20 protein-coding genes are annotated in these 26,046 nt (G+C 73.7%); 6 read left to right on the forward strand and 14 right to left on the reverse strand.

Annotation, left to right across the window (positions count from 1 at the left end; translation table 11 throughout):
• Window position 1 precedes the first annotated feature (1 nt).
• On the forward strand, window positions 2-538 hold the full coding sequence (locus PVK74_RS11165) for a DUF6114 domain-containing protein (RefSeq protein ID WP_113972448.1): 537 nt from the start codon (window positions 2-4) through the stop codon (window positions 536-538).
• A 1-nt stretch (window position 539) separates the two neighbouring features.
• Here the strand turns inward: PVK74_RS11165 and murD are convergent, their stop codons facing one another.
• Window positions 540-1,886: a UDP-N-acetylmuramoyl-L-alanine--D-glutamate ligase gene (gene murD / locus PVK74_RS11170; RefSeq protein ID WP_274479035.1), complete on the reverse strand. Its 1,347-nt coding sequence runs from the start codon at window positions 1,884-1,886 to the stop codon at window positions 540-542.
• A gap of 86 nt (window positions 1,887-1,972) precedes the next feature.
• Here murD and PVK74_RS11175 point away from each other — a divergent pair, with 86 nt between their 5' ends.
• Complete coding sequence (locus tag PVK74_RS11175; protein ID WP_274479036.1) at window positions 1,973-3,373, forward strand: MurL-like N-terminal domain-containing; 1,401 nt, start codon at window positions 1,973-1,975, stop codon at window positions 3,371-3,373.
• Window positions 3,374-3,552: 179 nt separating this feature from the next.
• Here the strand turns inward: PVK74_RS11175 and PVK74_RS11180 are convergent, their stop codons facing one another.
• The 3 genes from PVK74_RS11180 to PVK74_RS11190 all read right to left on the reverse strand — a co-directional run bounded on the left by PVK74_RS11180 (window position 3,553) and on the right by PVK74_RS11190 (window position 7,649).
• Entirely contained in the window at window positions 3,553-5,217 is a 1,665-nt protein-coding gene (locus PVK74_RS11180) for a PucR family transcriptional regulator (RefSeq protein WP_449843714.1), read from the reverse strand.
• Window positions 5,218-5,304: 87 nt separating this feature from the next.
• A complete protein-coding gene (gene argG, locus PVK74_RS11185; protein WP_064445361.1) occupies window positions 5,305-6,756 on the reverse strand; it encodes an argininosuccinate synthase in 1,452 nt (483 codons plus the stop codon).
• 44 nt (window positions 6,757-6,800) lie between these two features.
• A complete protein-coding gene (locus tag PVK74_RS11190; RefSeq protein ID WP_274479037.1) occupies window positions 6,801-7,649 on the reverse strand; it encodes a TrmH family RNA methyltransferase in 849 nt (282 codons plus the stop codon).
• Between the two features lie 66 nt (window positions 7,650-7,715).
• On the opposite strand from PVK74_RS11190, the gene PVK74_RS11195 reads away from it, so the two are divergent.
• Window positions 7,716-9,548, forward strand: coding sequence for a thiamine pyrophosphate-requiring protein (locus tag PVK74_RS11195; RefSeq protein WP_274479038.1), 1,833 nt, complete (start codon window positions 7,716-7,718; stop codon window positions 9,546-9,548).
• Between the two features lie 4 nt (window positions 9,549-9,552).
• Here the strand turns inward: PVK74_RS11195 and PVK74_RS11200 are convergent, their stop codons facing one another.
• The 4 genes from PVK74_RS11200 to PVK74_RS11215 all read right to left on the reverse strand — a co-directional run bounded on the left by PVK74_RS11200 (window position 9,553) and on the right by PVK74_RS11215 (window position 15,917).
• Window positions 9,553-10,113: a dihydrofolate reductase family protein gene (locus PVK74_RS11200; RefSeq protein ID WP_274479039.1), complete on the reverse strand. Its 561-nt coding sequence runs from the start codon at window positions 10,111-10,113 to the stop codon at window positions 9,553-9,555.
• A gap of 106 nt (window positions 10,114-10,219) precedes the next feature.
• Window positions 10,220-13,339 carry an AfsR/SARP family transcriptional regulator gene (locus tag PVK74_RS11205; RefSeq protein WP_274479040.1) on the reverse strand — a complete coding sequence of 1,040 codons (3,120 nt, stop codon included), beginning with the start codon at window positions 13,337-13,339 and terminating at the stop codon, window positions 10,220-10,222.
• Window positions 13,340-13,501: 162 nt separating this feature from the next.
• Window positions 13,502-14,809, reverse strand: a complete 1,308-nt coding sequence (locus PVK74_RS11210; RefSeq protein ID WP_274479041.1) for a hypothetical protein — start codon at window positions 14,807-14,809, stop codon at window positions 13,502-13,504.
• 10 nt (window positions 14,810-14,819) lie between these two features.
• Complete coding sequence (locus PVK74_RS11215; RefSeq protein WP_113972452.1) at window positions 14,820-15,917, reverse strand: TOMM precursor leader peptide-binding protein; 1,098 nt, start codon at window positions 15,915-15,917, stop codon at window positions 14,820-14,822.
• Window positions 15,918-16,248: 331 nt separating this feature from the next.
• On the opposite strand from PVK74_RS11215, the gene PVK74_RS11220 reads away from it, so the two are divergent.
• A complete protein-coding gene (locus tag PVK74_RS11220) occupies window positions 16,249-16,608 on the forward strand; it encodes a hypothetical protein (RefSeq protein ID WP_274479042.1) in 360 nt (119 codons plus the stop codon).
• Window positions 16,609-16,625: 17 nt separating this feature from the next.
• On the opposite strand, the gene PVK74_RS11225 is transcribed toward PVK74_RS11220, so the two are convergent.
• From PVK74_RS11225 to PVK74_RS11245, 5 genes are all read right to left on the reverse strand, one after another.
• On the reverse strand, window positions 16,626-17,534 hold the full coding sequence (locus tag PVK74_RS11225; RefSeq protein WP_274476701.1) for an IS5 family transposase: 909 nt from the start codon (window positions 17,532-17,534) through the stop codon (window positions 16,626-16,628).
• Between the two features lie 157 nt (window positions 17,535-17,691).
• Window positions 17,692-19,893 carry a transglycosylase domain-containing protein gene (locus PVK74_RS11230; RefSeq protein ID WP_274479043.1) on the reverse strand — a complete coding sequence of 734 codons (2,202 nt, stop codon included), beginning with the start codon at window positions 19,891-19,893 and terminating at the stop codon, window positions 17,692-17,694.
• Window positions 19,894-19,984: 91 nt separating this feature from the next.
• The gene (locus PVK74_RS11235; protein ID WP_043329731.1) at window positions 19,985-20,788 is read right to left on the reverse strand and encodes a hypothetical protein; all 804 of its coding nucleotides are present in this window, start codon (window positions 20,786-20,788) and stop codon (window positions 19,985-19,987) included.
• 129 nt (window positions 20,789-20,917) lie between these two features.
• A complete protein-coding gene (locus tag PVK74_RS11240; protein ID WP_043329729.1) occupies window positions 20,918-22,024 on the reverse strand; it encodes an SPFH domain-containing protein in 1,107 nt (368 codons plus the stop codon).
• A 5-nt stretch (window positions 22,025-22,029) separates the two neighbouring features.
• Complete coding sequence (locus PVK74_RS11245) at window positions 22,030-22,503, reverse strand: NfeD family protein (RefSeq protein ID WP_030504273.1); 474 nt, start codon at window positions 22,501-22,503, stop codon at window positions 22,030-22,032.
• Between the two features lie 98 nt (window positions 22,504-22,601).
• Here PVK74_RS11245 and PVK74_RS11250 point away from each other — a divergent pair, with 98 nt between their 5' ends.
• Window positions 22,602-23,912: a serine hydrolase domain-containing protein gene (locus PVK74_RS11250; RefSeq protein ID WP_274479044.1), complete on the forward strand. Its 1,311-nt coding sequence runs from the start codon at window positions 22,602-22,604 to the stop codon at window positions 23,910-23,912.
• Between the two features lie 364 nt (window positions 23,913-24,276).
• Here PVK74_RS11250 and PVK74_RS11255 read toward each other — a convergent pair whose 3' ends face one another.
• Complete coding sequence (locus PVK74_RS11255) at window positions 24,277-25,089, reverse strand: DUF3097 domain-containing protein (RefSeq protein WP_210887153.1); 813 nt, start codon at window positions 25,087-25,089, stop codon at window positions 24,277-24,279.
• A gap of 161 nt (window positions 25,090-25,250) precedes the next feature.
• Here PVK74_RS11255 and PVK74_RS11260 point away from each other — a divergent pair, with 161 nt between their 5' ends.
• Window positions 25,251-26,045, forward strand: a complete 795-nt coding sequence (locus PVK74_RS11260; RefSeq protein WP_030504270.1) for a hypothetical protein — start codon at window positions 25,251-25,253, stop codon at window positions 26,043-26,045.
• Window position 26,046 lies beyond the last annotated feature (1 nt).

The following is a 26,046-nucleotide window of genomic DNA, read 5'->3' on the forward strand; positions in this document are numbered from 1 at the left end:
CATGAGCCCGGGACAGCACACGGCCGCCGGCGTCCGCGCACGCTGGCGGCGCTGGCGGCGCGCGCGACCGTTCACCGCCGGGCTGCTCATTGCGCTCGGCGGCGCGGAGATGCTGGTGACGCTGCGCGCGCCGCTCGGCGTCCTGCTGCACGTCGGGCCGCAGGGCCTGGCCGCGTACCTGGTCCCGGCGATCCTGGTGATCTGCGGCGTGCTGCTGATCACCACCCCGCAGCAACGGGTCTTCTACGCGGTGCTCTCCCTGGTGCTCGGGCTGGCCTCCTGGCTGACCTCGAATCTGGGCGGGTTCCTGGTCGGCATGCTGCTGGCGCTGGTGGGCGGGGCGCTCGCGTTCGCCTGGACCCCGGTCAAGCAGCGGCCGGCCCGCGCCGAGGCGACACCCGCCGCCGGCACGGCGGTCGCCGCCACCGCGCCCGGGCCGCGTGAACCGGTGGACAGCTCGGCGCCCACCGAGTCGCTCGACGCGCTCCTGTCGGCCGAGCCGGGGCCGTCGCGGGACGCCCGGGCGGAACGCGGCTGACTCAGCGGGCGGTGTCCGCCACCGCCTGCGCGAACACCTCGGAGCGGTGCTCGAAGTTGCGGAACCGGCCGTAGCTCGGCGCGGCCGGGGACAGCAGCACCACCCCGCCGGCCGGGGTGAGCTTGCGGGACAGCCCGACGGCGGCGACCAGGTCGTCGGCCAGCTCGGTACGCACCGACGGCAGCCCGGACAGCGCCTCCACGATGCGGGGGCCGCTGTCCGGCACGCCGATCACGGTGACCTCCCGGTCGGCCAGGTGCGCGCGCAGCGGGCTGTAGTCCAGCCCCCGGTCGGCGCCGCCGACGATCACCGTCAACGGCCGCCCCTCGTACGCGTCGATCGCGTGCATGGCCGCGTACGGGCTGGTGGCGAGCGTGTCGTCGACGAACGTCAGCCCGGACGGGTCGGCGATCTCGGTGAGCCGGTGCGCCAGGCCCTGGAACTCGGCGACCGCGACGGCGAGGCTGTCCTTGCGCGCCACCACGTCGACGCCGAGCGCGTCCAGCACGGCGAGCGCGACGCAGAGGTTGCCCTCGTTGTGCCGCCCGACCAGCGGCAGCACCGCGCGCGGGAACAGCGGCGTGTCCCGCAGGTGGAACCACTGCGTGCCGTCCGGGCCGGAGGACACGTGCGTGGTGTCCGGTGAGCCGGCCCGGATCGCGGCCCGGTCGCCCAGCTCCGCGGCCAGGCGCGGGTCGGCGCCGTTGACCACCACGGCGTGCGGGCCGTGCGCGATCAGGTTCAGCTTGTCCCGGTAGTACTCCCGCTCACCGCCGTGCGCGTCCAGGTGCTCGGGGAACAGCGCTGTCACCACCGCCACCCGGGGCGAGTCGGTCAGGTCGGCGCACTGGTAGCTGGACAGCTCCAGCACGTACAGCTCCGCCTCCGGCAGGTCCAGCAGCGGCACCCCGATGTTGCCGCCGAACACGTTCGGCCGGTCCATCGCGGTGAGCAGGTGGCTGATCAGGCTGGACGTGGTGCTCTTGCCCTTGCTGCCGGTCACCCCGACGGTCCGGTCCGCGTGGTCGGCCATCCACAGCGCGCTGCCCTGCGTGACGGGCACGGACCGGCGGCGCAGCTCCACCATCCACGGGTGCGTGTTCGGCACGCCCGGCGAGCGGACCACCACGTCCGCGGCGGCCAGCCGGTCGAAGCCCGTCTCGCCGGTCACCAGCGGCGCCGCGTCGGCCAGCGGACCCTCCCAGGGCAGCGTGAGGAAGTTGGCGCTGTCGTCGACGACGACCAGGCCGGCCGGCCCGTGCGCGGCGATCGCGGTCACCGCGGCCCGGCCCTCGCGGCCGGCGCCCCAGACGGCGACATGACGTCCGCGCAGATCAGACAGGCGCACGGGCTCTCCTCGGACTCGGTCGGTGCACGGCGGTGGGGGTCGGCCCAGCCGGACACGGGCGGACGAACCAGGGCCTAGTATGGCGTGTGCCCAACGAGCAGCTGCGGCGGATGGACGCCTTCACCTTCCCGTCCTACTCGATCGACTTCGCCACCGGCGAGGTCCTGTTCGACTACGCCCTGACCGGTCCCGACGGCGAGCAGCGATTCACCGAGGTGATCACGCTCCCGCTGCCGGCCGAGCCGGTCTCCGACACCACGGCGGCCACCCTGGCGCGGGTGCTGGAGCTGCTGCACGTGGTCGCCGGCGTCAGCTACTACAAGGCCGCCGCGCCACCCCGGCTGGTGCTGCCCGCGCCGCTGGGCGCCGCCGCCGTCGAGCTGGTCACCGCCGTCTACACCAAGGGCCTCGCCGAGTACGCGTACCGCAACGAGCTGCCGCACGTGCTGGAGCTGCGCCCCGAGGTGCCCGCCGGGACGGTGGATCCGGCGGCGGCGCTGGACAACTCCGACCGCCGGCCGCTGTCGGCCGTGGGCGGCGGCAAGGACTCCATCGTCACGCTGGAGGCGCTGCGCCGCGCCGGCCTCGACCCGGTGCCCTTCTCGGTCAACCCGAACCACGTGATCGTGGCGGTGAACGAGGCGTCGGACCTGGTGCCGCTGGCCGCCCGGCGGCGGCTGGACCCGGTGCTGTTCGAGCTGAACGCGGCCGGCGCGCGCAACGGGCACATCCCGGTCACCGCGATCAACTCGCTGATCGCCGTGGCCACCGCCGTCCTGCACGGGCTCGGCCCGGTGGTGATGTCGAACGAGCGCTCGGCGTCCGACCCGAACCTGATCTGGAACGGCCACGAGATCAACCACCAGTGGTCCAAGGGCGTCGAGGCGGAAGGGCTGCTGCGCGCGGCGCTGGCCGAGCACGCCGGGCTCACCGAGCCGTACTTCTCGCTGCTGCGTTCCCTGTCTGAGCTGCACATCGCCCGGCTGTTCGCCGAGATCGACCGGTACGACGCGGTGGTGACCAGCTGCAACGCCGCGTTCAAGCTGCGCGACGCGAGCGAGCGCTGGTGCCGGGACTGCCCGAAGTGCCGCTTCGTGTTCCTCGCCATGGCCCCGTTCATGCCCCGGGAGCGGCTGACCGGCATCTTCGGCGGCGACCTGCTGGCCGACGAGTCCCAGGTGCCCGGCTACCGGGAGCTGCTCGGCGTCGACGGGCACAAGCCGTTCGAGTGCGTCGGCGAGGTGGAGGAGTCGGTGGTCGCGCTGAGCCTGCTCGCCCAGCAGGAGCAGTGGCGCGACGCCCCGGTGGTACGCGCCCTGGTCGCGGCCCTGCCCGACACCGCCTGGCAGGCGGCCGCCACTTCCGACGTGTTCACCCCCGCCGGCCCGAACTTCGTCCCACCCCCCTACGCCAAAACCCTGACCGCCCTAACCTGGACCCACCCCGCTCCCGCCCCCGCCCGCCCCGCCCTCGCCCCGCCGCGTTGATCATGAAGTTAGCGGGGCGAATCCGGGCAAAACACCGGCCTAACCTCATGATCACCGCCTCGGCCCATCGATCTTGGAGTTGTGGCGGCGCGCATAAGCCGCGGTTTTGGGCATCTCGGGCGCCACAAGTCCAAGATCGGCGGGGTCGGCGGGACCGGCGTGACGGCCCCGGGGGTGGGTCAGGGGGTTCGGATGGCGTCGAGGGCCAGCAGGGCCACGTGCAGGGACAGGCACCTGTCGACCGAGTCCAGGTCGGCGTCGAGGATGCGGCCGATCCGGGCCAGCCGCTCGTAGAACGCCGGCCGGGACAGGTGCGCCGCGGCCGCGCCCGCCGACTTGTTCCGCCCCTGCTCCAGGTACGCGCGCAGCGTGCCGAGCAACTGCTCACGCGGGTGCTGGGCGTCGTACGCGAGCAGTGCCCCGAGTTCGCGCTCGACGAACGTCTGCAGCCGGGGCTCGTCGCGCAGCAGGTGCAGCAGACCGGCCAGCCCGACGTGCGGCAGCCGGTAGCAGGGCAGGTCTCGGGGGTCCCGCCGCGCCGCCTCGGCGATCTGACGCGCCTCGACGAGTGAGCGGCGCGCCTCGCGCAGACTGCCCACGCCCGAACCGGCCGCCACCACGGTGCGGGTGGCCGGAGGGCGGGACGGGGCGGCGTCGAGGCGTACCCGGCGCAACGCCGTGGCGAACGCGGCGAGTGCCTTCTCCTCGTCGGCCGCGTCGGGCAGGGCCAGCAGCGCCCCCACCGCATGGTCGTCGACGGCGCTGGTCAGGGCGGTGAGTTTGGCGTCCCGCACGGCCTGGCCGACCGCCTCGGCGAGGTCGCGCAGGCGGGCCGGACCGGCCTCGGGGTCGGCGTCGGCGCCCGGGCCGGCGGCCGGCTCGTCGCCACGGTGCCGGACCACCACGCCGACCAGGTGCCGTCGGTCCAGGACGACGCCCAGCGCCTTGGCGCGCAGCGCCACCTCGTCCACCGGGCGGGAGTGGTCGATGAGCGCGGTCAGCAGCGTACGGTGGATCTGCCGTTCCAGGCCCTCGGCGTCGCGCCGGATCAGCCGCCCCAGGGCCAGCGTGGAGGCGGCCCGCTCGATCAGGATGGTCAGCCGGGTCGGCGGGGTGGACTCGGCGACGGGCCAGCGCAGCAGCAGCCGTCCCCAGTCCTGCCCGCGCGCCCCGACGGTGGTGACGAGCCAGCCGCTGCCCGGGTCGTACGCGGTGCGCCCGGCCGGGCGGATCTGCCGGGAGTGCTGTTCCCAGCCGTCCAGCAGCAGTTCCGCGTTCTCCCCCGCCGGGTCGTACGCGAGCACCTGCCGGGACAGGTTCTCCAGCACCATCGGGCAGCCGGCCAGTTCGGCGGCCTGCCGCAGCACCTCGGCCGGTTCGGCGCCCTCCACCGACAGGTCGGTGAACCGCTGGTGGATCTCCTCGGTGGCGCGCAGCTCGGTGAGCTGGGCGTCCACGATCAGCCCGTGCACCGCCTCGGTGATCCGGACGAACGGGGTGCCCCGGCGCAGCTCGACCAGGGGCAGGCCGCGGCGTTCGGCGGCGGCGGCCATCACCCGGGGCACTCCGGTGAGGTACCGGCGGCCCAGCTCGACCACCAGTCCGGAGGCGCCGACGTCGGCCAGGGTGCCGATGAACTCGCGCAGCCCGGCGTCGTCGGCCGGCAGCCCGATCCCGGTGGTCAGGACCAGTTCCCCGCCGCCGAGCAGGGTGGCGATGTCGGGCACCTCGGCGATGTGCACCCACCGCACCGGCCGGTCCAGCCCGGCGTTCCCGGCGACCAGGCGTGGCGCACCGTGGCGCATCGGCACCAGGTCCAGGACCTCACGCACGGTAGGGAACACGGGCGACACGCTACCCTGCGTCACCGTCGTTGCCGAGGGCCGCACCGGCCGGCTCGCCGGGGAGGACGAGCCGGCCGGGCTGCGGGATCAGTCGACGCCGAACTCCATGGCGGCCCGGTCGAGCGCCTCGTCCTCGGCGGTGGGCACGCCCCGGGACGCGATGGCCTCGGCGCCGCCCTGCGGCATGGCGCCGATCAGCCCGGTCGAGGCCGCCTGGGCGGCGCCCACGACCCGCTGCGGGTTCCCGCCGCCGACCATGCCGACGGAGGCGTACTGCTCCAGCTTGGCGCGAGAGTCGGCGATGTCGAGGTTGCGCATGGTGAGCTGGCCGATCCGGTCGGCCGGGCCGAACGCCGAGTCCTGGGTGCGCTCCATCGACAGCTTGTCCGGGTGGTAGCTGAACGCCGGGCCGGTGGTGTCGAGGATCGAGTAGTCCTCGCCCCGGCGCAGCCGCAGCGTGACCTCGCCGGTGACCGCCGTGCCGACCCAGCGCTGCAGCGACTCGCGCAGCATCAGCGCCTGCGGGTCCAGCCAGCGGCCCTCGTACATGAGGCGGCCGAGGCGGCGGCCCTCGTTGTGGTAGTTGGCGAGCGTGTCCTCGTTGTGGATGGCGTTGACGAGCCGCTCGTAGGCGGCGTGCAGCAGCGCCATGCCGGGGGCCTCGTAGATGCCCCGGCTCTTGGCCTCGATGATCCGGTTCTCGATCTGGTCGGACATGCCCAGGCCGTGCCGGCCGCCGATGGCGTTGGCCTCCAGCACCAGGTCGACGGCGCTGCCGAACTCCTTGCCGTTGATCGTCACCGGGCGGCCCTGGTCGAAGCCGATGGTGACGTCCTCGGTGGGGATCTCCACGGACGGGTCCCAGAACTTCACGCCCATGATCGGCTCGACCGTCTCGATGCCGGTGTCCAGGTGTTCGAGCGTCTTGGCCTCGTGGGTGGCGCCCCAGATGTTGGCGTCGGTGGAGTACGCCTTCTCGGTGCTGTCCCGGTAGGGCAGGCCGCGCTCCAGCAGCCACTCCGACATCTCGGTGCGGCCGCCCAGTTCGGTGACGAAGTCGGTGTCCAGCCACGGCTTGTAGATCCGCAGCTGCGGGTTGGCCAGCAGGCCGTACCGGTAGAACCGCTCGATGTCGTTGCCCTTGAACGTCGAGCCGTCGCCCCAGATCTGCACGTCGTCGGCGATCATCGCGCGCACCAGCAGCGTGCCGGTCACGGCCCGGCCCAGCGGCGTGGTGTTGAAGTAGGCCCGCCCGCCGGAGCGGATGTGGAAGGCGCCGCAGGTCAGCGCCGCCAGCCCTTCCTCGACCAGGGCGGCGCGGCAGTCGACGAGGCGGGCGACCTCGGCGCCGTAGGTGTGGGCGCGGCCGGGCACCGAGGCGATGTCGGGCTCGTCGTACTGGCCGATGTCGGCGGTGTAGGCGCACGGGATGGCGCCCTTGTCGCGCATCCACGCGACCGCGACCGAGGTGTCGAGGCCGCCGGAGAAGGCGATGCCGACACGTTCGCCGATGGGCAGGGAGGTGAGAACCTTGGACACAAGGAAGATTATGCACGCCGTCGCATGGTCATGCAAGCCGGTCGTCAGAGCGGGTCGTCCCGCCCCAGCTCCCAGAACGCCACCGCCGCCGCGGCGGCCACGTTCAGCGAGTCCACACCGCGCCGCATCGGGATCACCACCCGCACGTCGCTGGCGGCCTGCGCCGCCGCGGTCAGTCCCGGCCCCTCCGCCCCGAGCAGCAACGCCGCCCGCTCGCGCTGCGCCGGGGTCAGCCGCTGCACCGGTACGGCATCAGGCGCGGGCGTCATCGCGAGCACGGTGAACCCGGCCGCCCGGACCTGGTCCAGCCCGCCGGGCCAGCTGTCGAGCTTCGCGTACGGCACCGCGAACACCTCGCCCATGCTGACCCGTACGCTGCGCCGGTAGAGCGGATCGGCGCAGGTCGGCGACAGCAGCACCGCGTCGACACCGAGCGCTGCGGCGCCCCGGAAGATCGCGCCCAGGTTGGTGTGGTTGTTGACGTCCTCCAGGATCACCACCCGCCGGGCGGCGGCCAGCACCTCGTCGGCCGAGCGCAGCGGCTTGCGGTGGAACGACGCGAGCACGCCCCGGTGCACGTGGAAGCCGGTGGCGCGCTGGAGCACGTCCGGCGTGGCCGCGTACACCGGCGCGTCACCGGTGTCCAGATCGGCGAGCTGGTCCACGCGCTTGGCGTCGACCAGGTACGACCGGGCCGGGTAGCCGGCCCGCAGCGCCCGCCGCAGCACCAGCTCCCCCTCGGCGATGAACAGCCCGTGCGGCGGTTCCCAGCGGGTACGCAGCTCCACGTCGGTGAGCGCGCGGTAGTCGGCGATCCGGTCGTCGTCGGGGTCGGTGATCTCGTGGACGGGCACCACGCGATTCTGCCCGGCCCGTCGGGGGCGCCCCGGCACGGGCCGGGTTTCCGCCGCCCCGGGCGGGGAACGGAGCCCGAAGGCCGACGCGACGGAGGGACCACGATGGGCGCGGATCACGACGGCAACCTCCCCCGCGACGCCACAGTCGCCGACTACCTGGTGGCCCGGCTCGCCGAGTGGGGCGTACATCGCTACTACGGCTACCCGGGCGACGGGATCAACGGCATGACCTCGGCGCTGCAACGCGCCGAGGGACGCGCCCGGTTCATCCAGGTCCGGCACGAGGAGACCGCCGGCTTCGCGGCCGGCGCGCACGTCAAGTACGGCGGCGGCCCGCTCGGCTGCGTGGTGGTGACCAGCGGCCCGGGCGCGATCCACGCGCTCAACGGCCTCTACGACGCCAAGCTCGACCACCAGCCGGTGGTGGCGCTGCTCGGGCACACCGCGCTGCCCGCCGAGGGCGGCGGCTACTACCAGGAGGTGGACCTGCTCTCGCTCTACAAGGACGTGGCGTCGGCCTTCCTGGCCCAGCTCGACGATCCGTCGCAGGCCCGGCACCTGGTGGACCGGGCCTGCCGCACCGCGCTGGCCCGGCGTACCGTGACCGCCCTGGTCCTTCCCTCCGACGTGCAGGACCTGCCGGCGGTGCCGCACCCGCCGCACGCGCACGGCTACTACCACACCAGCGCGGTGCCGAGCAGCGAGCCGACAGTGCCGCCGGAGGCCGACGTGCGCCGCGCGGCCGAGGTGCTGCGCGGCGGCGAGCGGGTGGCGATGCTGGTCGGGCAGGGCGCGCTGGGCGCCGAGGACGAGGTACGCCGGATCGCCGACCGGCTCGGCGCCGGCGTCGCCACCGCGCTGCTCGGCTTCACCGCCGTCGACCACCGGCAGCCCTGGGTGACCGGCGCGATCGGCCTGCTCGGCAGCCGCCCCAGCTGGCAACTCATGCGCGAGTGCGACCGGCTGCTGATCGTCGGCAGCCAGATGCCGTACTCGGAGTTCTACCCGCCGGAGGGGCAGGCCCGGGCGGTGCAGATCGACATCGACGGCAGCCGGATGGGGCTGCGCTACCCGACCGAGGTGAACCTGACCGGCGACGCCGGACCGACGCTGCGCGCACTGCTCCGGGAGCTGGACCCGGGGCCGGGCCCGACCGCCTGGCGGGCCACCATCGCCGACGCCACCGGCAAGTGGCGGGCCGCGCAACGCGAGGTGGCCGCGCAGCCCGCCGACCCGGTCAACCCGCAGTCGCTGTTCACCTCGCTCGACGACGCGCTGCCGGACGACGCCGTGCTCGCCGTGGACTGCGGCACCGCCACTGCCTGGTACGCCCGGCACGTGCGCGTGCGCCCCGGCATGCTGGCCAGCCTCTCCGGCACGCTGCTGTCCATGGGCGGCGGCATGCCGTACGCGCTGGCGGCGAAGTTCGCCCACCCGGACCGCCCGGTGATCGCGCTGCTCGGCGACGGCGCGATGCAGATGAACGGCGTCAACGAGCTGATCACTGTGGCGAAGTACTGGCGGGAGTGGGCCGACCCCCGGTTCGTGGTGCTCGTGCTCAACAACCGTGACCTCGCGTTCGTCAGCTGGGAGCAGCGGTCCAGCGAGGGCACGCCGATGTTCCCGGACAGCCAGGACCTGCCGGACGTGGCGTACCACAAATGGGCGGAGGTGCTGGGCCTCGGCGGTGAGCTGGTCGACTCCCCCGACCGGGTGGACGGCCTGTGGCAGCGGGTGCTCGACGCGGACCGGCCGGTGGTGGTCAACGCGGTGGTGGACCCGGCCGAGCTGATGTTGCCGCCGCACTTCACCGCCGAGCAGGCCCGCAAGACCGCCGCGGCGGTGCTGCGCGGGGACAGCGACCGGGCCGGCATCGTGCGCCGCGGCGTACCGGCCGCGCTCGCCACGTACCGGCCCCGCCGCCGGGGCCGCTGAGGCGTCAGGCCCGCGCGTAGCGCAGCAGCACCGACCGCCCGTCGAACTGACGCGTCTCGACCAGCCGCAGGTGCTGGCGGGCCAGGTCGGGCAGCACCTGCCGTCCGCCGCCGAGCACCACCGGGTGCACGATCACCTCGTAGGTGTCGACGAGCCCCAGCGCGGCCAGCGCCGTCGCCGCGCCGGTGCCGCCGGTGACCAGCAGGTCGCCGGGGAACCGCTCGCGGACCTCGGCGAACTCCTTCGCCAGGTCGCCGCCGCCGACCACCACCGCGCCGTGGGGAGCCTTGGCGAGCGTGCGGGAGACCACGATCTTCGGGGTACGCCGCCAGATCGGCGCGAACGCCAGGTCGTGCGGGTGGTCGGAGATCGACTCGACCTGCGGCCAGTAGGAGGCCATCATCTCCCACACCCGCCGCCCGTAGACGAAGGCGGAGGCCCGCTCGGCCAGGTCGATCGAGTACGCCGACAGCTCCTCCCCCATCTCCGGCCAGTCGAACTCACCGTTCGGGCCCTCGATGAAGCCGTCGACCGACGTGTGCACCCCGTAGATGACGTTGCCCATGATGTGTTCCTCCGCGTTGCGGCGCGACCCGGTCGGGCGCGCTCGCCGGTGGGTCGGAGCCGCCCGGCCGGATCCGACAACCCGGCCCCGACGACTCCCGGCCAGGCTACGGTCCGGCCAGCCGCCGCTCGATCTCGTCCGCCGTGGCGGTGGCCCCGATCCGGGCGGCCACCTCGTGGGCGCGTCGCCAGACGTCCCGGGCCGCCTCGGCCCCGGTCAGCCGCTCCACCGCCCGGGCCAGGTCCATCAGGGCCTCCAGCTGCAGCGGCGGGCTGGCCGTCAGGTCGTCGGCCGCCTGTTCGAGCAGGACCCGCGCCCGCGCCGGGTCGCCCGACATCAGGCTGATCCGTCCCTGGGCGTACCGGGCGTAGGCCAGGTAGGCGGCGACCCGCATCTCGCGGGCCTGTTCCAGGGCGGTGTCGGCGTATCCGGCCGCCTCGCCCAGCCGGCCGTGCCCCGCGAGCATCGCGGCGACCTCGCTGAGCAGCGCCACCTCACCGAGCCGGTCACCGTGCCGCCGGACCAGTTCCAGGGCCTCCAGGTACGCCGCCCGGGCCTCGTCCACCGCGCCACGGTGGTCGTGCCAGCGGCCCGACGCGCGCAGGCCGAACGCGAGCGGCCGGGGCGTGCCGGCGGCCCGCAGCAGCGCGACGGCCCGGGCGAGCGTCTCCCCGGCGGCCGGGTCGCCTTCCTGGAACTGGAGGACGCCCAGCCGGGCGAGTTTCGGTCCGGCGGCCACCTCGTCGCCGGCCTCCTGGTACAGCTCGATGGAGCGGACCAGGCTGGCGCGTGCCGCCGGACGGTCGCCCAGCCCTTCGTACACCTGGTTCTCGACGCCGGCGATGTCGGCCCGCAGCCAGGGCTGGTCGAGCGGCTCGGCCGCCGCCGCGGCGGCCCGCGCGTAGCCGAGCGCGGCCTCCAGGTCACTGCGTAGCAGGGCCGCGAACGCCACGCAGAGCCGGAGCCGGGCGATCCCCTCCGGGTGCCGCCGGCGCTCGGCGGCCGCCAGCCCGATCTCGGTGACCCGGGTCAGGTCGTCCACCCGGGCGTCGACGAACAGGTAGTAGTCGCAGTGCCAGGCCAGCGCCCAGGAGTAGTCCTCCAGGCCGGGCGTCGCGGCGGCCTGCTCGATGCCGGCGAGCAGGGCGGCCCGTTCGGCGCCGAACCAGCGTTTCGGGTCGCGCAGGTGCTCGCCGGTGGGCGCCGGTGACCTCGGCAGGTCGGCGACGATGACGGCGCCGCCCTCCTGGCTCAGCGCCACGCGGGCCTGCTCGGTCAGCGTCAGCCAGGTGCCGAAGACGCGCCGCAGCACCTCCGGCCGCTCCCGCGGCCCCTCCTCCCGCGCGGCGCGCTCCCGGGCGAACGCGCGGACCAGATCGTGCAGGTGATAGCGGACCTGGCCCAGCTCGTCCGGCCCGGTCACCTCGACCAGGTTGGCCTCGACCAGACCGGTGACCGCGTTCGCCGCGCCCGCCTCGTCGTCGAGCAGGACGGCGGGCAGCCACGGAGGGGCCCGGTCGAGGTCCAGCACGGCGAACCGGCGCAGGAGCCGGCGGGCCGGCTCGTCCAGCGCCACGTACGCCGAGTGGAACGCCGCCCGTATGCTGCGGTCGGCGCGGGCGAGATGGTCCAGCCGGTGCGAGAGTTCGGCGAGCTGCGCCGCCGCCTGCCGCAGCGACAGCACGCCGGGTATCGCCAGCCGGGCGCCCGCGATCCGCACCGCCAGCGGCAGCAGCCCGCAGTGGTGGACGACGTCCGACGCGGAGCCGGGCTCGGCGGCGACGCGGTCCGGGCCGATGATGCCGGCCAGCAGCCGCAGCGCGTCCGCCTCGGGCAGCGGCTCCAGCCGCAGCTGGTGGGCGCCGTCGACGTCGACGAGCGCGCGCCGGCTCGTGACCAGCACGACGGTGTCCGTACCGGGCAGCAGGGGGCGCACCTGCGCCGCGTCGGCCGCGTTGTCCAGCAGCACCACTCCGGGCCGCTCGGCCATCGCGCCCCGGAACAGCGCGGCGCGTTCCTCCAGGTCCGCCGGGATCTGGGCGCCGGGCACGCCGAGCGCCCGCAGGAACCGCCCGAGCACCTCGACCGGGGGCGCCGGATGGTCGTGCCCGTTCAGGTCGACGTAGAGGTGCGGACCGGGGTACGCCGGGCCGAGCTGGTGGGCGATCCGGACCGCGAGGGTGGTCTTGCCGACGCCGGGCAGGCCGCTGATCGCCGTCACGGCGACCGCCGGCCGCTCCGGAAGCCACTCCAGGACCGCTGCGATCTGTTCCTCCCGGCCGACGAAGTCGGTGAGGCCGGCCGGAAGCATCCGGACCGGCGGGCGCGCGGCCCCGTCCGGCCCGGCGGCACCGTGTTGTGCGGCGCCTCCGTGCTGTGCGGCGATTCCGTGTTGTGCGGCGGCGGCGGCCTGGCCCGGTCCGGAGCCGGGCGGGCGGTCCGGCGGCGCGACGACCGACCCGGCGTCGAGCGCCGGCCGGAGGCTGGGGTCGTTGCGCAGGATCAGGTCGCGCAGCCGGATCAGCTGGGCCGTGGGGTCGATGCCGAGCTCCTCGGCCAGGCGGCGGCGCAACTGGTCGAACCGGTCCAGCGCCTCGCCCTGCCGGTCCGCCAGGTAGAGGGCCCGCATGAGCTGACCCACGAGCGACTCCCGCCACGGGTACACCTCGACCAGCTCGGTGAGCCGGCCGATCACGCTGTCGTACCGGCCGAGGCCCAGCTCCAGGCCGAGGCAGCGCTCGACCACTGTCATCCGCCGCTCGTCGAGACGCTGCGCCGCCGCGGTGAGCGCCGGCGTACGCAGGCCGTCGAGCGCCGGACCGCGCCACATCGCCAGCGCCTCGCGCAGCCCGGACACAACCTCCTCCGGGGCGCCGCCCCGGTCGAGGAGCCCTTCCGCCCGGCGTACCCGTTCCTCGAAGACGTCCAGGTCGAGTTGACCCTCGGCGACGGTGAGCAGATATCCGGAGCCGTGGGTGCCGATCACGTCGCCGGGCAGACCGGCGGCGCGCAGCGCCCGTCGCGCCGCCGCGACCCGGTTGCGGACCTGGACGTCCGCGCTCGCCGGCGGATGGCCGCCCCAGGCCGCGTCCATGAGACGGGACACCGGGACGATCCGGTTGGCTTCCAGCAGCAACGCGGCGAGCATGGCCTGACTGCGGGGGCCACCGACGCGGACCGTCCGATCGTCGAGGCACACCTCGACCGGGCCGAGCAGCCGAAACATGACCGCCGGCACCATTCGCTCCCCCCGAAGCGCGCGGACCCGGGCGACCACGTCAAGATCGCCCTCCGGCCCCACCCTAGACGAGTTCGCGCGAGGCCAGGGGGTGACGCGTACCAGCGGTGACCGGGGGGACACACCACTGTGTCCGGTCGTCGTCGGTGGTCAGCCGATCGGGTCCGGCGCGGCGTGCGGCGCTTGACCGGACGTGCCCCGGGCCTGGCGCCGCCGGGAGTGACGGCGGTAGAACGTGACCAGGAACATCGCCTGGAGCGTGCCCTCGACGAGCAGGACGAGCGCGCCGTCCACGGCCGCGAGCAGGCTTCCGCCGGTCGCGCCGGCCAGCACGGCCGAGCCGGCCTGGATCGCGCCGTGCGCGACGATCGGGATTCCGAACAGGACGAAGCTGGACAACGCGACGGCGCTGCCCGCCACCACCGCCAGCGCGTAGATCCGCACCGCGCGCCGCTCGTGCGGCGGAAGGACGGCGGTGGGGTCCCCGGCCGACGGCGTCACCCGGCCGGGAAGCGCCGCGTGCAGACCCCGGCGCAGCAGGTGCCGGGCATACGCGAAGCCGTCCTGGAACAGGTTGCGGCACCGCAGCAGGTCCAGCAGGACGAAGTAGCAGTCGGTACGCATGTAGACGTGCAGTTGCAGCGCCATCGACATGACGATCACCAGAACGACGGCGGACAGCAGGCCGCCGACCAGCGGATGCGGCCGGGCGTACGCCATCACCAGCAGCGCGGCGCACACCACGGCGGAATCCCAGAGCAGGCCGCTGAGGTAGACGCGGTACCGGTGGCGGCGCGGCACCGACCAGATCGCCGTCACGTCGGTCTCCAGGACCAGATGGTGCAGCCGGGTGGCGAACCGGATCCGGGCCGGCGCGTCCAGCGAACGGGCCGCCACCAGGTGACTGAACTCGTGCAGCACCGCCGTCCCGGAGAACAGCACGGTGTTCACGAGCACGGCGAGACCGACGTAGCCGGTCCAGAAGAAGTCCCGGTACGACGGCAGCAGCTCGGGACGGCGTACCACTGTGGCCAGCGTCGCCGCGACCAGCGCGACGTAGGCCACCTTCGCCGCCGGGCCGAACAGCCAGCGCACGTGCCGGGCCCGCAGCCAGGGCAGGTGCGGCCGGTCCTCGCGGCGGGCGCCGCCGGTGGGGCGGCCGTCGACCTCGGCCACCAGGCCCGCCTCCCGCAGCGCGAGCACCAGGTCCACGAGGTCGAGGTCCACGTCGTGGTCGGCGGCGATCCGTTCCTCGGCCACGCCGATCGGCGCTCCGCCGTCGAGCAGCTCGACGGCGCGGACGCCGATCGCGGGCAGTTCCACGAACTCGCCGACCTCCGGCCGGCCCACCACCACCGAGTCCGGGTCGTCGTCGGACGGCCGGATCCGCAGCGGGTGGAACCGTACCCGCGTCGCGGCGCCCAGATCCGGCGCCGCCTCGACCCCGGTGGTCGTCATCGCCCGGTCCTCACGCGCCGCGCGGACCGCACGAGGGGCAGTCCGGGTCCCGCGGCACGTCGATGAAGTAGTGGTGGTCCCAGCGCGCGGCGTTCTGGTGGAAGACCCGGCCGGCGACCTGCTGGGGCAGCCCGCCGAGGTGGTAGAGCACCTCCAGCGCGCAGAGGTGACCGGTCACGTTCGCGGTGGCGGCGATCACCGCGTTCGGTCGTTCCCCGCCGCGCAGCGGCGTGCCGTCGGTCTGGATCTCGTGCTTGTCCGGCCGCCGCCGCAGGCAGGTGTAGCACCCGGTGCGGCCCGGGAGGAACGAGCCGACGACCGTCATCGGCCCGGTGTAGAGCGCCATGAACCACGGCGTGCCGGTACGCAGCGCCGCCTCGTTCGTCCAGTCCTGGATCTGGTCGACGGGCCGGTCCGCGCAGAGGACGAAGGCGTCCCGCCCGTTCATCAGCGGCACTAGGTCGTCGGCGGAGCGGACCCGGCACTCCTCCCCGGTGACGTCGACGTGCGAGTTCATCGCCCGCAGCCGGTCCACGGCGACCTTCACCTTCGGCTGGCCGAGGTCGCTCTCGGTGTAGAGCAGCTGGCGGGTCAGGTTCGGCTGGTCGATCACGTCGAAGTCGGCGCAGTGCAGGCCGCCGACGCCGCTGGCGACGAGTCCGGCCGCGACCGCCGTGCCGGTGCCGCCGAGACCGAGTACGGAGACCCGCGCCCGCCCGATACGCGCCTGCACCTCGAAGGGCGAGCTGCGGGGCTGGGTGTCGATCCAGGCGTAGAAGTGCCGGGCCCGGTCGTAGCGCTGCGCGGCCTCCGCGGTGAACCCGTCGGGCAGCGGGGCCGCCGCGTCCTCGACGAAGCCCTGCGCGATGAGCTGCTCCACCACCTCGCGGACGCTGTCCTCGTCGATGCCCGGGTGCGTCTCGGCGAGGTCCGCGCAGACCTCCCACACGTACCGGGTGCCGTCCAGCAACGTCAGGATGCGGGCGATCGTGCCGTCCTCGTCGTCCTGGATCTCCGACGCGACGCCGTACTGCATCAGACCGATGATCAGCCGGTTCCCCGGCAGCGTGTAGGGCTCGTGGACACTCTTGACGCGCGGCTTGAGCATGGGACCGCAACCTCACTAACGCTCGGCGGAAGACGGGAAAGCGGCACCCCGGCCGCCGCGGTAGGTGGCGGCGACCGGGGTGCCGGCGCGGATCAGGCGCCGTTGCTCTCGCGGATGACGGTGGTCTCCAGCCGCTCCAGCTTGCGGACCTTCAGCGAGAGCTTCTTCTTGCCGGCCTGCTCGATCGTGGCCTTCTCCATGGACGCCTCCTCGATTCGGGTACGCCTTCCGTGGTGCCGGAAGGCGAGCCCAAGCCTGTCGCCCGGCGTCACCGGTCGATCACAAGTCGATCATCAGCGGCCGTTGATGATCGCCGCCAGCATCCGGGTGTGTGGCCCGACCTGTGATGATCGCGTTGCTCGGCGTCGACGGCTCCGGCAGGACCAACCAGGCCGAGGCGCTGGCGGAGTGGCTGCGCCGGCGGGGCGTCCGGGCGCGGTACTTCGAGAACGCCGGTGGGAGGCCACTGTGGAACCGGCTGGCCCGCGCACTCGGCCGGGCCGACGGGTTGGCGCTGTTCGGCCGTACCGTCCATCCGGCGCTGGAGGCGACGGTGCGGGCGGCGGCGGTGGCCCGCCTGACCGGCCGGGTCGCGGTGCTGGACCGGTGGACCTGGTGCCAGGACGTGATCATGGCGGCCCGGGGCGACCCAGGCGGCGGGTGGCCGCGCGCCGGGGGCGGCGTTAAGTGAGTGTTTGAGATTCCGGCTCAGGTGTGGGTTGCCTGGGCCGGTTTCGTGTGTCGGGCCAGGCGGGTGACCATGACGTGGATCATGGCCCAGGTGACGAAGGCGGCGTGGCTTGTGGGTAGGTGTTCGTAGTCGCGGACGCAGCGGCGTTTCTTGCTGATCCAGGCGAAGGTGCGTTCGACGACCCAGCGTCGGGGCAGCACGACGAAGGTGTGTTGTCCGGGGAGTTTGTGGACCAGGTGCACGGTGAGGTCGAGGGCGTGGCGGGCCCAGGTGCTCAGGGTGCCGATGTAGCCGCCGTCTGCCCAGAGCAGGCGTAGGCGGGGGTGGAACAGCCGGGTGCGCCAGAGCAGGTCACGGGCGATGGTGCGGTCGTTGACGTGCGCGCCGGTGATCATGACGGCCAGGAGCAGGCCCATGGTGTCCACGACGATGTGGCGTTTACGGCCGTTGACCTTCTTCGCGACGTCGAAACCGCGGCTGTGTCGGGGCACGGTGTCCGCGGCGCGCACCGACTGAGAATCGATCGCTCCGGCGCTGGGATGCGCGTGCCGTCCGGCGGCGGTACGGCACTGCTCCCGCAACCGGTCGTGCAGACGCATCAACGTGTGGTCATCGCGCCATCGAGCGAACCACCAGTACACCGTCCCCGGGGGCGGGAACTCCCGCGGCAGGGCCCGCCACGGACAACCGGTGCAGGCCACATACAAGATCGCCGTGACGATTGCCCGCATCGGATGCGACGGCGGCCGCCCCCGCCGACCGACCGACGCCGGCGTGACCAGCGGCGCGATCAACGCCCACTGCGCATCGGTCAGATCACTGGGATACCGCCGCCGCACCGCCCGTTCCCGTTCCCGCCGCACCCGCTGCGACGGATAACGGCGGGGCGACGCGGACGGCGTGACAGTGATCGGGTACAACGTCATCAGAAGGCCCTCGGTATGGAAACGGTTGGCTCGACACCACCGGACCTACCGAGGGCCTTCCCTCACCTCAACCCGACACGCCGCCGCACCCCAAATCTCAAACACTCACTAAGAAGGGGCCCCTTTACTACCGGAGGCGTTAAGAAGGGGCCCTTCCTTACCCGCGGTCGCGCAGCCAGCGCAGCACGTCGGAGGGCAGCTCGCGGTCCTCGCGCTGCTCGCGGCGGTCCGGCTCGGTCCGCCGGGGCGGCTGCGGACGCTGCGGGTCGCCGACCAGCGCCCGGCTCGGCGCGGTGAAGTCGGCCACCGGCTTGCCGGTGACCGCTGTCCTGATGGTCCGCGCGACCGCGTCGATCACCTTCGCCTGCACGGCGGAGCCGACCAGGTCGGTGACGTCGTCCGGGTTGGCGGCGATGCCGGCCACGGCGACCTGCGGGGTGTACCCGACGAACGTCTCCGTGGCGTTCCGCTCCGAGCTGCCGGTCTTGCCGGCGACCGGGCGGCCGACGATCGAGTCGACGGCGGTGGCGGTGCCGCCGTTGCACTGCCCGAACGCCGACTGCTGGCCGACCGGGCAGCGGGCCGCGTCGGTGGCGGCCCGGGCCACGTCCGGGTCGAGGACCCGCTTGCACTCCGGTTGCCCCACGTCGACGGTGCCGCCGTCGGGCGTGGTCACCGAGACCACCGGCAGCGGCGTGCAGTACGTGCCCTCGGCGGCCACCGTCGCGTACGCGTTCGCCAGGTCGAGCGGGGTGGTGGCGGCCACGCCGAGCGTGAACGCGCCCCAGTCGGCGGCGTGGTCGCGGGCGAACGTGGCGTCGGAGTCGGCCCGGAAGGTGATGCCGAGGCGCTGCGCCATCTCCACCACCTTGTCCTCGCCGACCTGTTCGGCCAGCCAGACGAAGTACGTGTTGACGGAGCGGCCGAAGCCGTCCCACATCATCCGGTAGCCGTCCATCCACTGCGGGTTGGCGTTCGCCGGGCACCAGGTGCCGTCGCAGTTGCCTTCGTCGTCCGAGGCGTACCGGGTGGGCAGCCGGCTGGGGGCGTCGAAGCCGGTGGACAGCGGCTTGCCGGCCTCCAGCGCCGCCAGCATGGTGAACATCTTGAACGTCGAGCCGGCCTGGTAGCCGTCGACGCTGGCGCCGCCGGAGATCAGCGGGTTGACCGTGTTCGGGTGGTTGGCCTGCCCGTCCGGGTTGGCGTCGAGGCTGTAGTGCCGGTTCACCGCCATGGCGAGCACCCGGCCGGTGCCGGGCTCGACCGCCGCGATCGGCAGCGCGCGCTTGTTGCCGTACCCGTAGACCTTGGTGGCCTGCTCCTGCGCGGTCTCCTGGATCTTCGCATCCAGCGTGGTGACGACGCGGTAGCCGCCCCGGCGCAGCGCCTGCTCGCGCTCCTCGGGGGTGGCGCCGAACGCGGGCTGGGTGAGCCACCAGCGGCGCAGGTAGTCGCAGAAGAAGCCCCAGTCGTCGTGCCCCTGGGCCGTGGCGGTGCAGCCGTTGGGCTGGGCGGTCGGGCGCAGCGTGGGCGCCTGCGCCTTCGCCGCCGCGGCCTGCTGGGCGGTGATCGCGCCGGTCTCGGCCATCGCGTCCAGCACGTACGCCCGGCGGGCCAGCGCCTGGTCCAGGTCGCCGTCGATCGGGCTGTACGCCTCCGGCGACTGGACCAGACCGGCCAGCAGCGCCGCCTCGCCCAGCGTCAGGTCGGCCGGCGCCTTGCCGAAGTAGCGCTGGCTGGCGGCGGCGACGCCGTACGCGCCGGAGCCGAAGTACGCGATGTTGAGGTAGCGGTTGAGGATCTCGTCCTTGGACAGCGACTGCTCCAGCGCGTTCGCGTACCGGATCTCCTGGAGCTTGCGCCCGACGGTCTGCTCGGTGGCGGCCTGCCGCTCCGCCGGCGTGCGGTTCGGGTCGGTCTTGAGCACGTTGCGGACGTACTGCATGGTCAGCGTGGAGCCGCCCTGCTCGGTGCCGCCGCCCTTGACGTTCGCCACCAGCGCGCGGGCGATGCCGCGCAGGTCCGCGCCGCCGTGCGAGTAGAACCGCCGGTCCTCGGCCGCGATGATCGCCTGCCGCATCACCGGGGCGATCTCGTCCAGCGACACGTCGGTGCGGTTCACGTCGTAGAACGTGGTGATCAGCGTCTTGCCGTCGTTGGCGTAGAGGTAGGAGCGCTGCGGCTGGGACGGGGTGCGCAGCGCGTCGGGCAGGTCCGCGTACGCGCCGAGCGCCGCCCGGGCGGCGAACCCGCCGAGCAGTCCGGCGGGAAGCGCGGCGACCGCGAGGACGAGCCCGGCGAGCAGGCCGGCCAGCAGCACGGTGAACAGCCGCGACAGCGGCGACCTGGGTGACGGCATGAAGGCAAGGATTGCCACGAAAGCCGCCTACCGGCCACCTCGCCAGGCAACTGTCAGTTACTTCACGGCGGCCGCCCAGCTGAAGAACCGGTCAACCGGCGCCGAGTGGGCCCTTCGGTGACGCGGGCGGCACCGGAGCGGCGGCGACGCTGGCGGCCGCCGCGTCCCGGGCGATGGTCTCGGGCACCAGGCGGCCGCTGCGGTAGCCGATGCCGATGCCGGCGACCAGCACGAAGATCGCGCCGAACGTCTGCAGCGAGCCGATCAGCGCGCCGCCCAGGCCGAGCAGCGGGGCGGCGATCATCAGCATGGTCCCGTCGCCGTAGGAGAACATCCCGGACCGGGCCACCGACCAGCCGGTCAGGAACCAGCCCACGCTGTAGAGCGTGGCGCCGAACAGCACGATGCCGCGCGCGGTCACGCCGAACACCGGCGTCTGCTCGGCCAGCCCGGCGAACGGCAGCATCAGCACCATCCCGCCGATGCTGGCGAGCAGCCCGGCCAGCGCGACGCGGCGGCAGCGGGTGGCGGCGAGCAGGCCGGTGAGCGCGAGCAGGGCGAGCAGCCCGAGCCACACCGAGGCGACCCAGCCGACCAGGTAGAGCGGCCGGCCGTCGGCCGGGTACGGGTCGTTGCCCACCCCGCCGTCGCTGGCCATCGCCACCAGGCCGTAGAGCACCGCGTACGCGGGCAGCAGCCAGACCGCCGCGCGGGCGAACCGGCGGATCGACCAGGCCCAGGTCGCGTCGGTGGCGGGCGCGCCCGGGCCGGGCTCGGAGACGAACGGCAGGACCCCGAACCCCCCTCCGGTACGCCGGGAGCCGATCGGCCCGGCGGGGTCGTGCGCGCCGGGGACCGGGGTACGGGAGAACAGCCGGTTCGCCGGGTCCTTCATGCGTCACCTCGTTCGCGCCGCGGGTGGCCCGGGACACGCAACGGCGCTCCGGCCCTGCTCACCACCCGTCCTCAAGACCGATGGTGGCAGTCGCCGGAGCGCCGTATGAGGACTTTTCGGATTTGCCGGTCAGCCCCGCTCGCGCTGGTCCGCCGGGTCGTTCACCAGGCTGGCCGGCGACACCGGCTCCGGCGCGGGCAGGCCCTGCGGGGCGTTGCCGCCGGTGGCCTGCGCCTCGGCCACCCGTACCTCGTTGTGGATCTCCTGGGCCGCGACGGCCGCGGCCTGGGCGGCCTCGGCGGCCTCCCGCTCGACCTCACCGGCGCTGCGGGCGGCCTCCGGCGACGGCACGTCGCCGGCCATGTTGGCCAGCCCGCCCAGCGCGCCGCCCATGCCCTCCAGGGCCTTGGTCAGCTCGGTCGGGACGATCCAGACCTTGTTGGCAGTGCCGTTGGCGATCTGCGGCAGCGCCTGGAGGTACTGGTAGGCCAGCACCTTCTGGCTCGGGTTGGCGGTGTGGATCGCGTCGAAGACGGTACGGATCGCCTTGGCCTGGCCCTCCGCCTGGAGGATCCGGGCCTGCCGGTCACCGTCGGCGCGCAGCACCGCGGCCTGCTTCTCACCCTCGGCGGTGAGGATCTGCGACTGCTTGTGGCCCTCGGCGTTGAGGATCGCGGCGCGGCGGTCCCGCTCGGCGCGCATCTGCTTCTCCATCGAGTCGCGGATGCTCGGCGGCGGCTCGATCGCCTTGATCTCGACCCGGGTCACCTTGATGCCCCAGCGGCCGGTGGTCTCGTCCAGCACGCCGGACAGGTGCCGGTTGATCTCCTCGCGGCTGGTCAGCGCGCGCTCCAGGTCCAGCGAGCCGATCACGTTACGCAGCGTGGTGACGGTGAGCTGCTCGATCGCCTGGAGGAAGTTGGAGATCTCGTAGGTGGCGCGAACCGAGTCGACCACCTTGAAGTAGAGGACCGTGTCGATCGAGACGACCAGGTTGTCGGAGGTGATCACCGGCTGGGGCGGGAAGCTGACCACCTGCTCACGCATGTCGACCTTGGTGCGTACCGCGTCGACGAACGGCACCAGCAGGTTCAGGCCCGGGTTCAGCGTGCGCTTGTAGCGGCCCAGCCGCTCCACCACGTCCTGCCGCTGCTGCGGCACGATCCGCACCGCCTTGAACAGCGTCACCACACCGATCAACGCCACCGCGATCATCAGGATCGCCAGAAACTCCATACCGTTCACCTTTTCGCTTCGGGCAGCTCGCCCGGGGTGGAAATGTCGTCCTGCCATACCAGGGCGGTAGCGCCCCGAACCTTGATCACCTGCACCCGCTCACCCTCGGCGTACGAGCGCGTCGCGTCGTACGAGCGGGCCGTCCACAGCTCACCGTCGATCTTGATCATCCCGCGCTCGGAGTCGACCGGCTCCAGGACCACAGCGGTGGCCCCCTCCAGCGCCTCCACCCCGAACGGCTGCTCCCCGGTCTCGATCGCCGGCCGCGCGTGCCGCCGGACCACCGGACGGACCACCGCCACCGACAACGCCGACACCACCGCGAAGATCACCGCCTGCAGCGCCACCGGCGCGCCGAGCGCCGCGGCGCCGGCCGCGGCGAACGCCCCGACCCCGAACATGATCAGGAAGAGCGTCGTCGTAAAGATCTCGGCGACCGCCAATACCACACCCAGAACGATCCAGAACACGGCGTCCACGAGAACAATCCTGACACGTCAACGCACGTGTCATCGAACTGTCATGATCGCTAGGCTCGGCTCGGCGTACCGCGCCCACCGCCGACGAGGAGGACGAGATGCCCCTGCTGCCCGAGACCGCGCGTCAGGTGGACCTGCTGGTCGCCCGGGCCCAGGCCGAGGGGCGGGGCCCCTCACTCGCGCTCGGCGTGGTCCGCGACGGCCGGCTGGCGCACCTCGCCGTCGCCGGTGAGACGCCCCGCCCCGACGCCGACCTGCAGTACCGGATCGGCTCGATCACCAAGACCATGACCGCGGTGCTGGTGATGCAGCAGCGCGACGCCGGCCGGCTGTCACTGGACGACCCGCTGGACGCCCACCTGCCCGGCACCCCGGTCGGCTCGGTGACGGTGCGCCAGCTCCTCGGCCACGTCAGCGGCCTGCAACGCGAGCCGGACGGCGACTGGTGGGAGCGGGTCGGGGGCACGGACCTGGACACCCTGCTCGCCGGGCTGACCTCGGACAAGATCGCCTACCCGCCGCACTTCGTCTACCACTACTCGAACCTGGCGTACGGACTGCTCGGCGCCGCGCTGGAACGGATCACCGGCACGCCCTGGGCGGAGCTGCTGACCGAGCGGCTGCTGGCCCCGCTGGGCATGCGCCGCACCACGTACCACCCCACCGAGCCGTACGCCCGCGGCTACGTCGTCCACCCGTGGCACGAGACGCTGCGGGAGGAGCCGCGCACCGACACCGCGGCGATGGCGCCGGCCGGCCAGCTCTGGTCCACGGTCGAGGACCTGGGCCGCTGGGCCACGTTCCTGGCCGACCCGGACCCGGCGCTGCTCTCCCCCGCCACGCTCACCGAGATGTGCGCCCCCATGGTCATCAACGACCTCGACTCGTGGACCGGCGGGCACGGCCTCGGCATCGAGCTCTACCGGGTCGGCGACCGGGTGTACGTCGGACACGGCGGCTCCATGCCCGGGTACGTCGCCGGCCTGGCCGTGCACCGGCCCACAGGCACCGCCGTGGTCAACTTCGCCAACTCGTACGGGCTGCGCGGCCACCACATCGGCGCGCTCGGCCGGGAGGCGCTCACACTGGTGCTGGACGCCGAACCGGCCGCGCCCGCCCCCTGGCGCCCGGCCGACCCGCCCGCCGCCGACGTGGCCGCGCTGACCGGGCGCTGGTGGTGGATGGGCGGCGAGTACGAGTTCCGCGTCGACGCCGCCGGTGACCTGGTCGGCGGCCAGGTGGGCAGGCCGCAGCTGCGCTTCACCCGCGAGGGCCCGGACCGGTGGCGGGGCCGCGCAGGCTCCCAGGACGGCGAGATCCTGACGGTGATCCGCGACGAATCAGGCACCCCGGTAGCCCTGGACATAGCCACCTTCGTCCTGACCCGAACCCCCGACGAGCTCCCGTAACTCCCGCCCCCGCCCCGCCCCACCCCCGCCCCGCCGATCTTGCACTTGTGGCCCTCATTTCGCCCCGCTATGCCCGATCCGCGGGGGCCACAACTCCATGATCGACGCACACCCGCACCGCCCACCCCGTGATCAAGGAGTTCGCGTCCGCGTTGATCTCCAATTCACCCGCAAACTCCTTGATCACCCTGGCGGGGGCGGGCGGGGCGCGGGGGGCCGGGGGCGCGAGGGGCCGGGGCGGGGGCGGGTGCGGGTGGCGCTGGCGCACGGCGGGGCCGGGGGCGACCGTGACCGGCGCAGGGATCAAGCCTGACCGCCCGGAGCCGGGCACGGTCGCCCCCGGCCCTCAACCGCAACCGACCTCTCAGACAGGCTCGGTGACGAAGTCGATCAACCGCTCCATCGCGTTGATCAGCGGCGTCTCCACGTCGGCGAAACTGTCCACCCGGGACAGGATGTGCCGCCACATGTCAGCCGGCTCGGCCACCCCGAGCGCCGCGCAGACCCCCTCCTTCCAGGGCTGCCCCGGCGGCACCACAGGCCAGGCCGCGATGCCCAGGGCGTCCGGGCGTACCGCCTGCCACACGTCGACGTACGGGTGCCCGGTGACCAGCACGTGCGGCGAGTTCACCCGGGCCACGATCCGGCTCTCCTTCGAGCCGGGCACCAGGTGGTCGACCAGTACGCCGAGTCGGCGGCCGGGGCCGGGCGCGAACGCGCGTACCTCGTCGGCGAGCGCGTCGATGCCGTCCAGCGGCTCCACCACGACGCCTTCGATGCGCAGGTCGTCGCCCCAGATCCGCTCGACCAGCGCGGCGTCGTGCACGCCCTCGACCCAGATCCGGCTGGCCTTGGCGACCTGCGCCCGTACGCCGTCCACAGCGATCGAGCCGGACGCGGTACGGCGGCGCGCGGCGGGCACCGGGGCGCGTGCCGGCCGCCGCAGCGTGACCGGCCGGCCGTCGAGCAGGAACGCGGCGGGCAGCAGCGGGAAGTTTCGCCGTCGCCCGTGCCGGTCCTCCAGCACCACCGCGCCGGTGTCGAAGCCGACCACCGCGCCGCAGAACCCGGAGTCGGCGTCCTCGACCACCAGGTCCGGCTCGGCGTCGACCTCGGGGGTCACCTTCCGTCGCCGCCAGTCGCCGGCCAGCACGTCGCCGTCGTATCGCCCCGCCATGCCGGAGACGCTAGCCACGACCTCGGCGTGTCGCTCGCCGACGCGCCGACCGGGGCGTCATCCGTCGGCACGAAACGGTGCGAAGGGGTTAGTTGGGGGCAGGTCGCGCCACCGGAGCGGCAGCCGAGACAGCAGCGGCGCGGAGCACGTACCCTTTCGGCATGTCCTCCCCCGCAGCGGGCGCGGCCACACTGGCTCCGCGCCGGTCGAGCCGGTTCGTCGCCTGGGTGCGTGCCTGGCGAGCCGGCCTGGTGCCGTTCGACGAGGTGGCCGACGCGGTCGCCGGCGACGAGGAGCACCTGGTCGCCGACGCACCCGGCACCTGGACCGACGTGTCCCTGCGGGAGGCGCTGCCCAGCCTGGCCAAGCACTCCCCGGACGACATCCGCCTGGTGCTGCCCGCGCCGGGCGACCCGCGCGGCCTGCCCGGCCCGGGCGCGTTCGCCGGGGCCGCGCTGGTGGCCGGCGAGGCGGTGGTGGCCAGCGGCATGGGGTTGGTGCCGGAGGTCCGCACGCACACCTCCGGGTCGGGGATGACCTGGGAGACAGTGCTGTGGCGGGTCCACCCGCTGCCGGCGGACGCGCCGAAGGCGTCCCTGTCCACGCCCGGCGCGGCGGAGGCCGAGGCGGAACTCTCCGCGGTGCTCGCCGAGACGACAGCCACGCTGACCCGCCTCGACGTCGCGCAGTGGCGGCCCGAGCTGGCCGGTGCGCTCGCCGCGTTGCGCCGCCCGGACGGAGGCACCGACCTGCCGCCCGGCTTCGACCCGCGGGCCCGCCGGCTGTTCGCGCGCGCCGCCGTACTCGATCGGGTGCTGGCGCTGGCCGGGGAGAGCGCGCCCGGCGGCGCGGTGAACACCTACGAGGCGCAGCAGCGCGACGCGGCGCTGCGGCCGCTGACCACCGCCTGCCGGCAGGCCCTGGTGGCCGCCTGCAACGCGCCGTTGCGGCTGTAGA

Source organism: Micromonospora chalcea (assembly GCF_028768405.1).
Taxonomy (GTDB): domain Bacteria; phylum Actinomycetota; class Actinomycetes; order Mycobacteriales; family Micromonosporaceae; genus Micromonospora; species Micromonospora chalcea.

Excerpts from the sequence above, each read along its gene's own strand:
- PVK74_RS11240 (WP_043329729.1), bottom strand. The coding sequence starts at position 22,024 with ATGGAGTTTCTGGCGATCCTGATGATCGCGGTGGCGTTGATCGGTGTG.
- PVK74_RS11200 (WP_274479039.1), bottom strand. The coding sequence starts at position 10,113 with ATGGGCAACGTCATCTACGGGGTGCACACGTCGGTCGACGGCTTCATC.
- PVK74_RS11250 (WP_274479044.1), top strand. The coding sequence starts at position 22,602 with ATGCCCCTGCTGCCCGAGACCGCGCGTCAGGTGGACCTGCTGGTCGCC.
- PVK74_RS11215 (WP_113972452.1), bottom strand. The coding sequence starts at position 15,917 with ATGCTCAAGCCGCGCGTCAAGAGTGTCCACGAGCCCTACACGCTGCCG.
- PVK74_RS11205 (WP_274479040.1), bottom strand. The coding sequence starts at position 13,339 with ATGTTTCGGCTGCTCGGCCCGGTCGAGGTGTGCCTCGACGATCGGACG.
- PVK74_RS11210 (WP_274479041.1), bottom strand. The coding sequence starts at position 14,809 with ATGACGACCACCGGGGTCGAGGCGGCGCCGGATCTGGGCGCCGCGACG.
- PVK74_RS11230 (WP_274479043.1), bottom strand. The coding sequence starts at position 19,893 with ATGCCGTCACCCAGGTCGCCGCTGTCGCGGCTGTTCACCGTGCTGCTG.
- PVK74_RS11255 (WP_210887153.1), bottom strand. The coding sequence starts at position 25,089 with ATGGCGGGGCGATACGACGGCGACGTGCTGGCCGGCGACTGGCGGCGA.
- PVK74_RS11225 (WP_274476701.1), bottom strand. The coding sequence starts at position 17,534 with ATGACGTTGTACCCGATCACTGTCACGCCGTCCGCGTCGCCCCGCCGT.
- PVK74_RS11165 (WP_113972448.1), top strand. The coding sequence starts at position 2 with ATGAGCCCGGGACAGCACACGGCCGCCGGCGTCCGCGCACGCTGGCGG.
- PVK74_RS11260 (WP_030504270.1), top strand. The coding sequence starts at position 25,251 with ATGTCCTCCCCCGCAGCGGGCGCGGCCACACTGGCTCCGCGCCGGTCG.
- PVK74_RS11195 (WP_274479038.1), top strand. The coding sequence starts at position 7,716 with ATGGGCGCGGATCACGACGGCAACCTCCCCCGCGACGCCACAGTCGCC.
- PVK74_RS11235 (WP_043329731.1), bottom strand. The coding sequence starts at position 20,788 with ATGAAGGACCCGGCGAACCGGCTGTTCTCCCGTACCCCGGTCCCCGGC.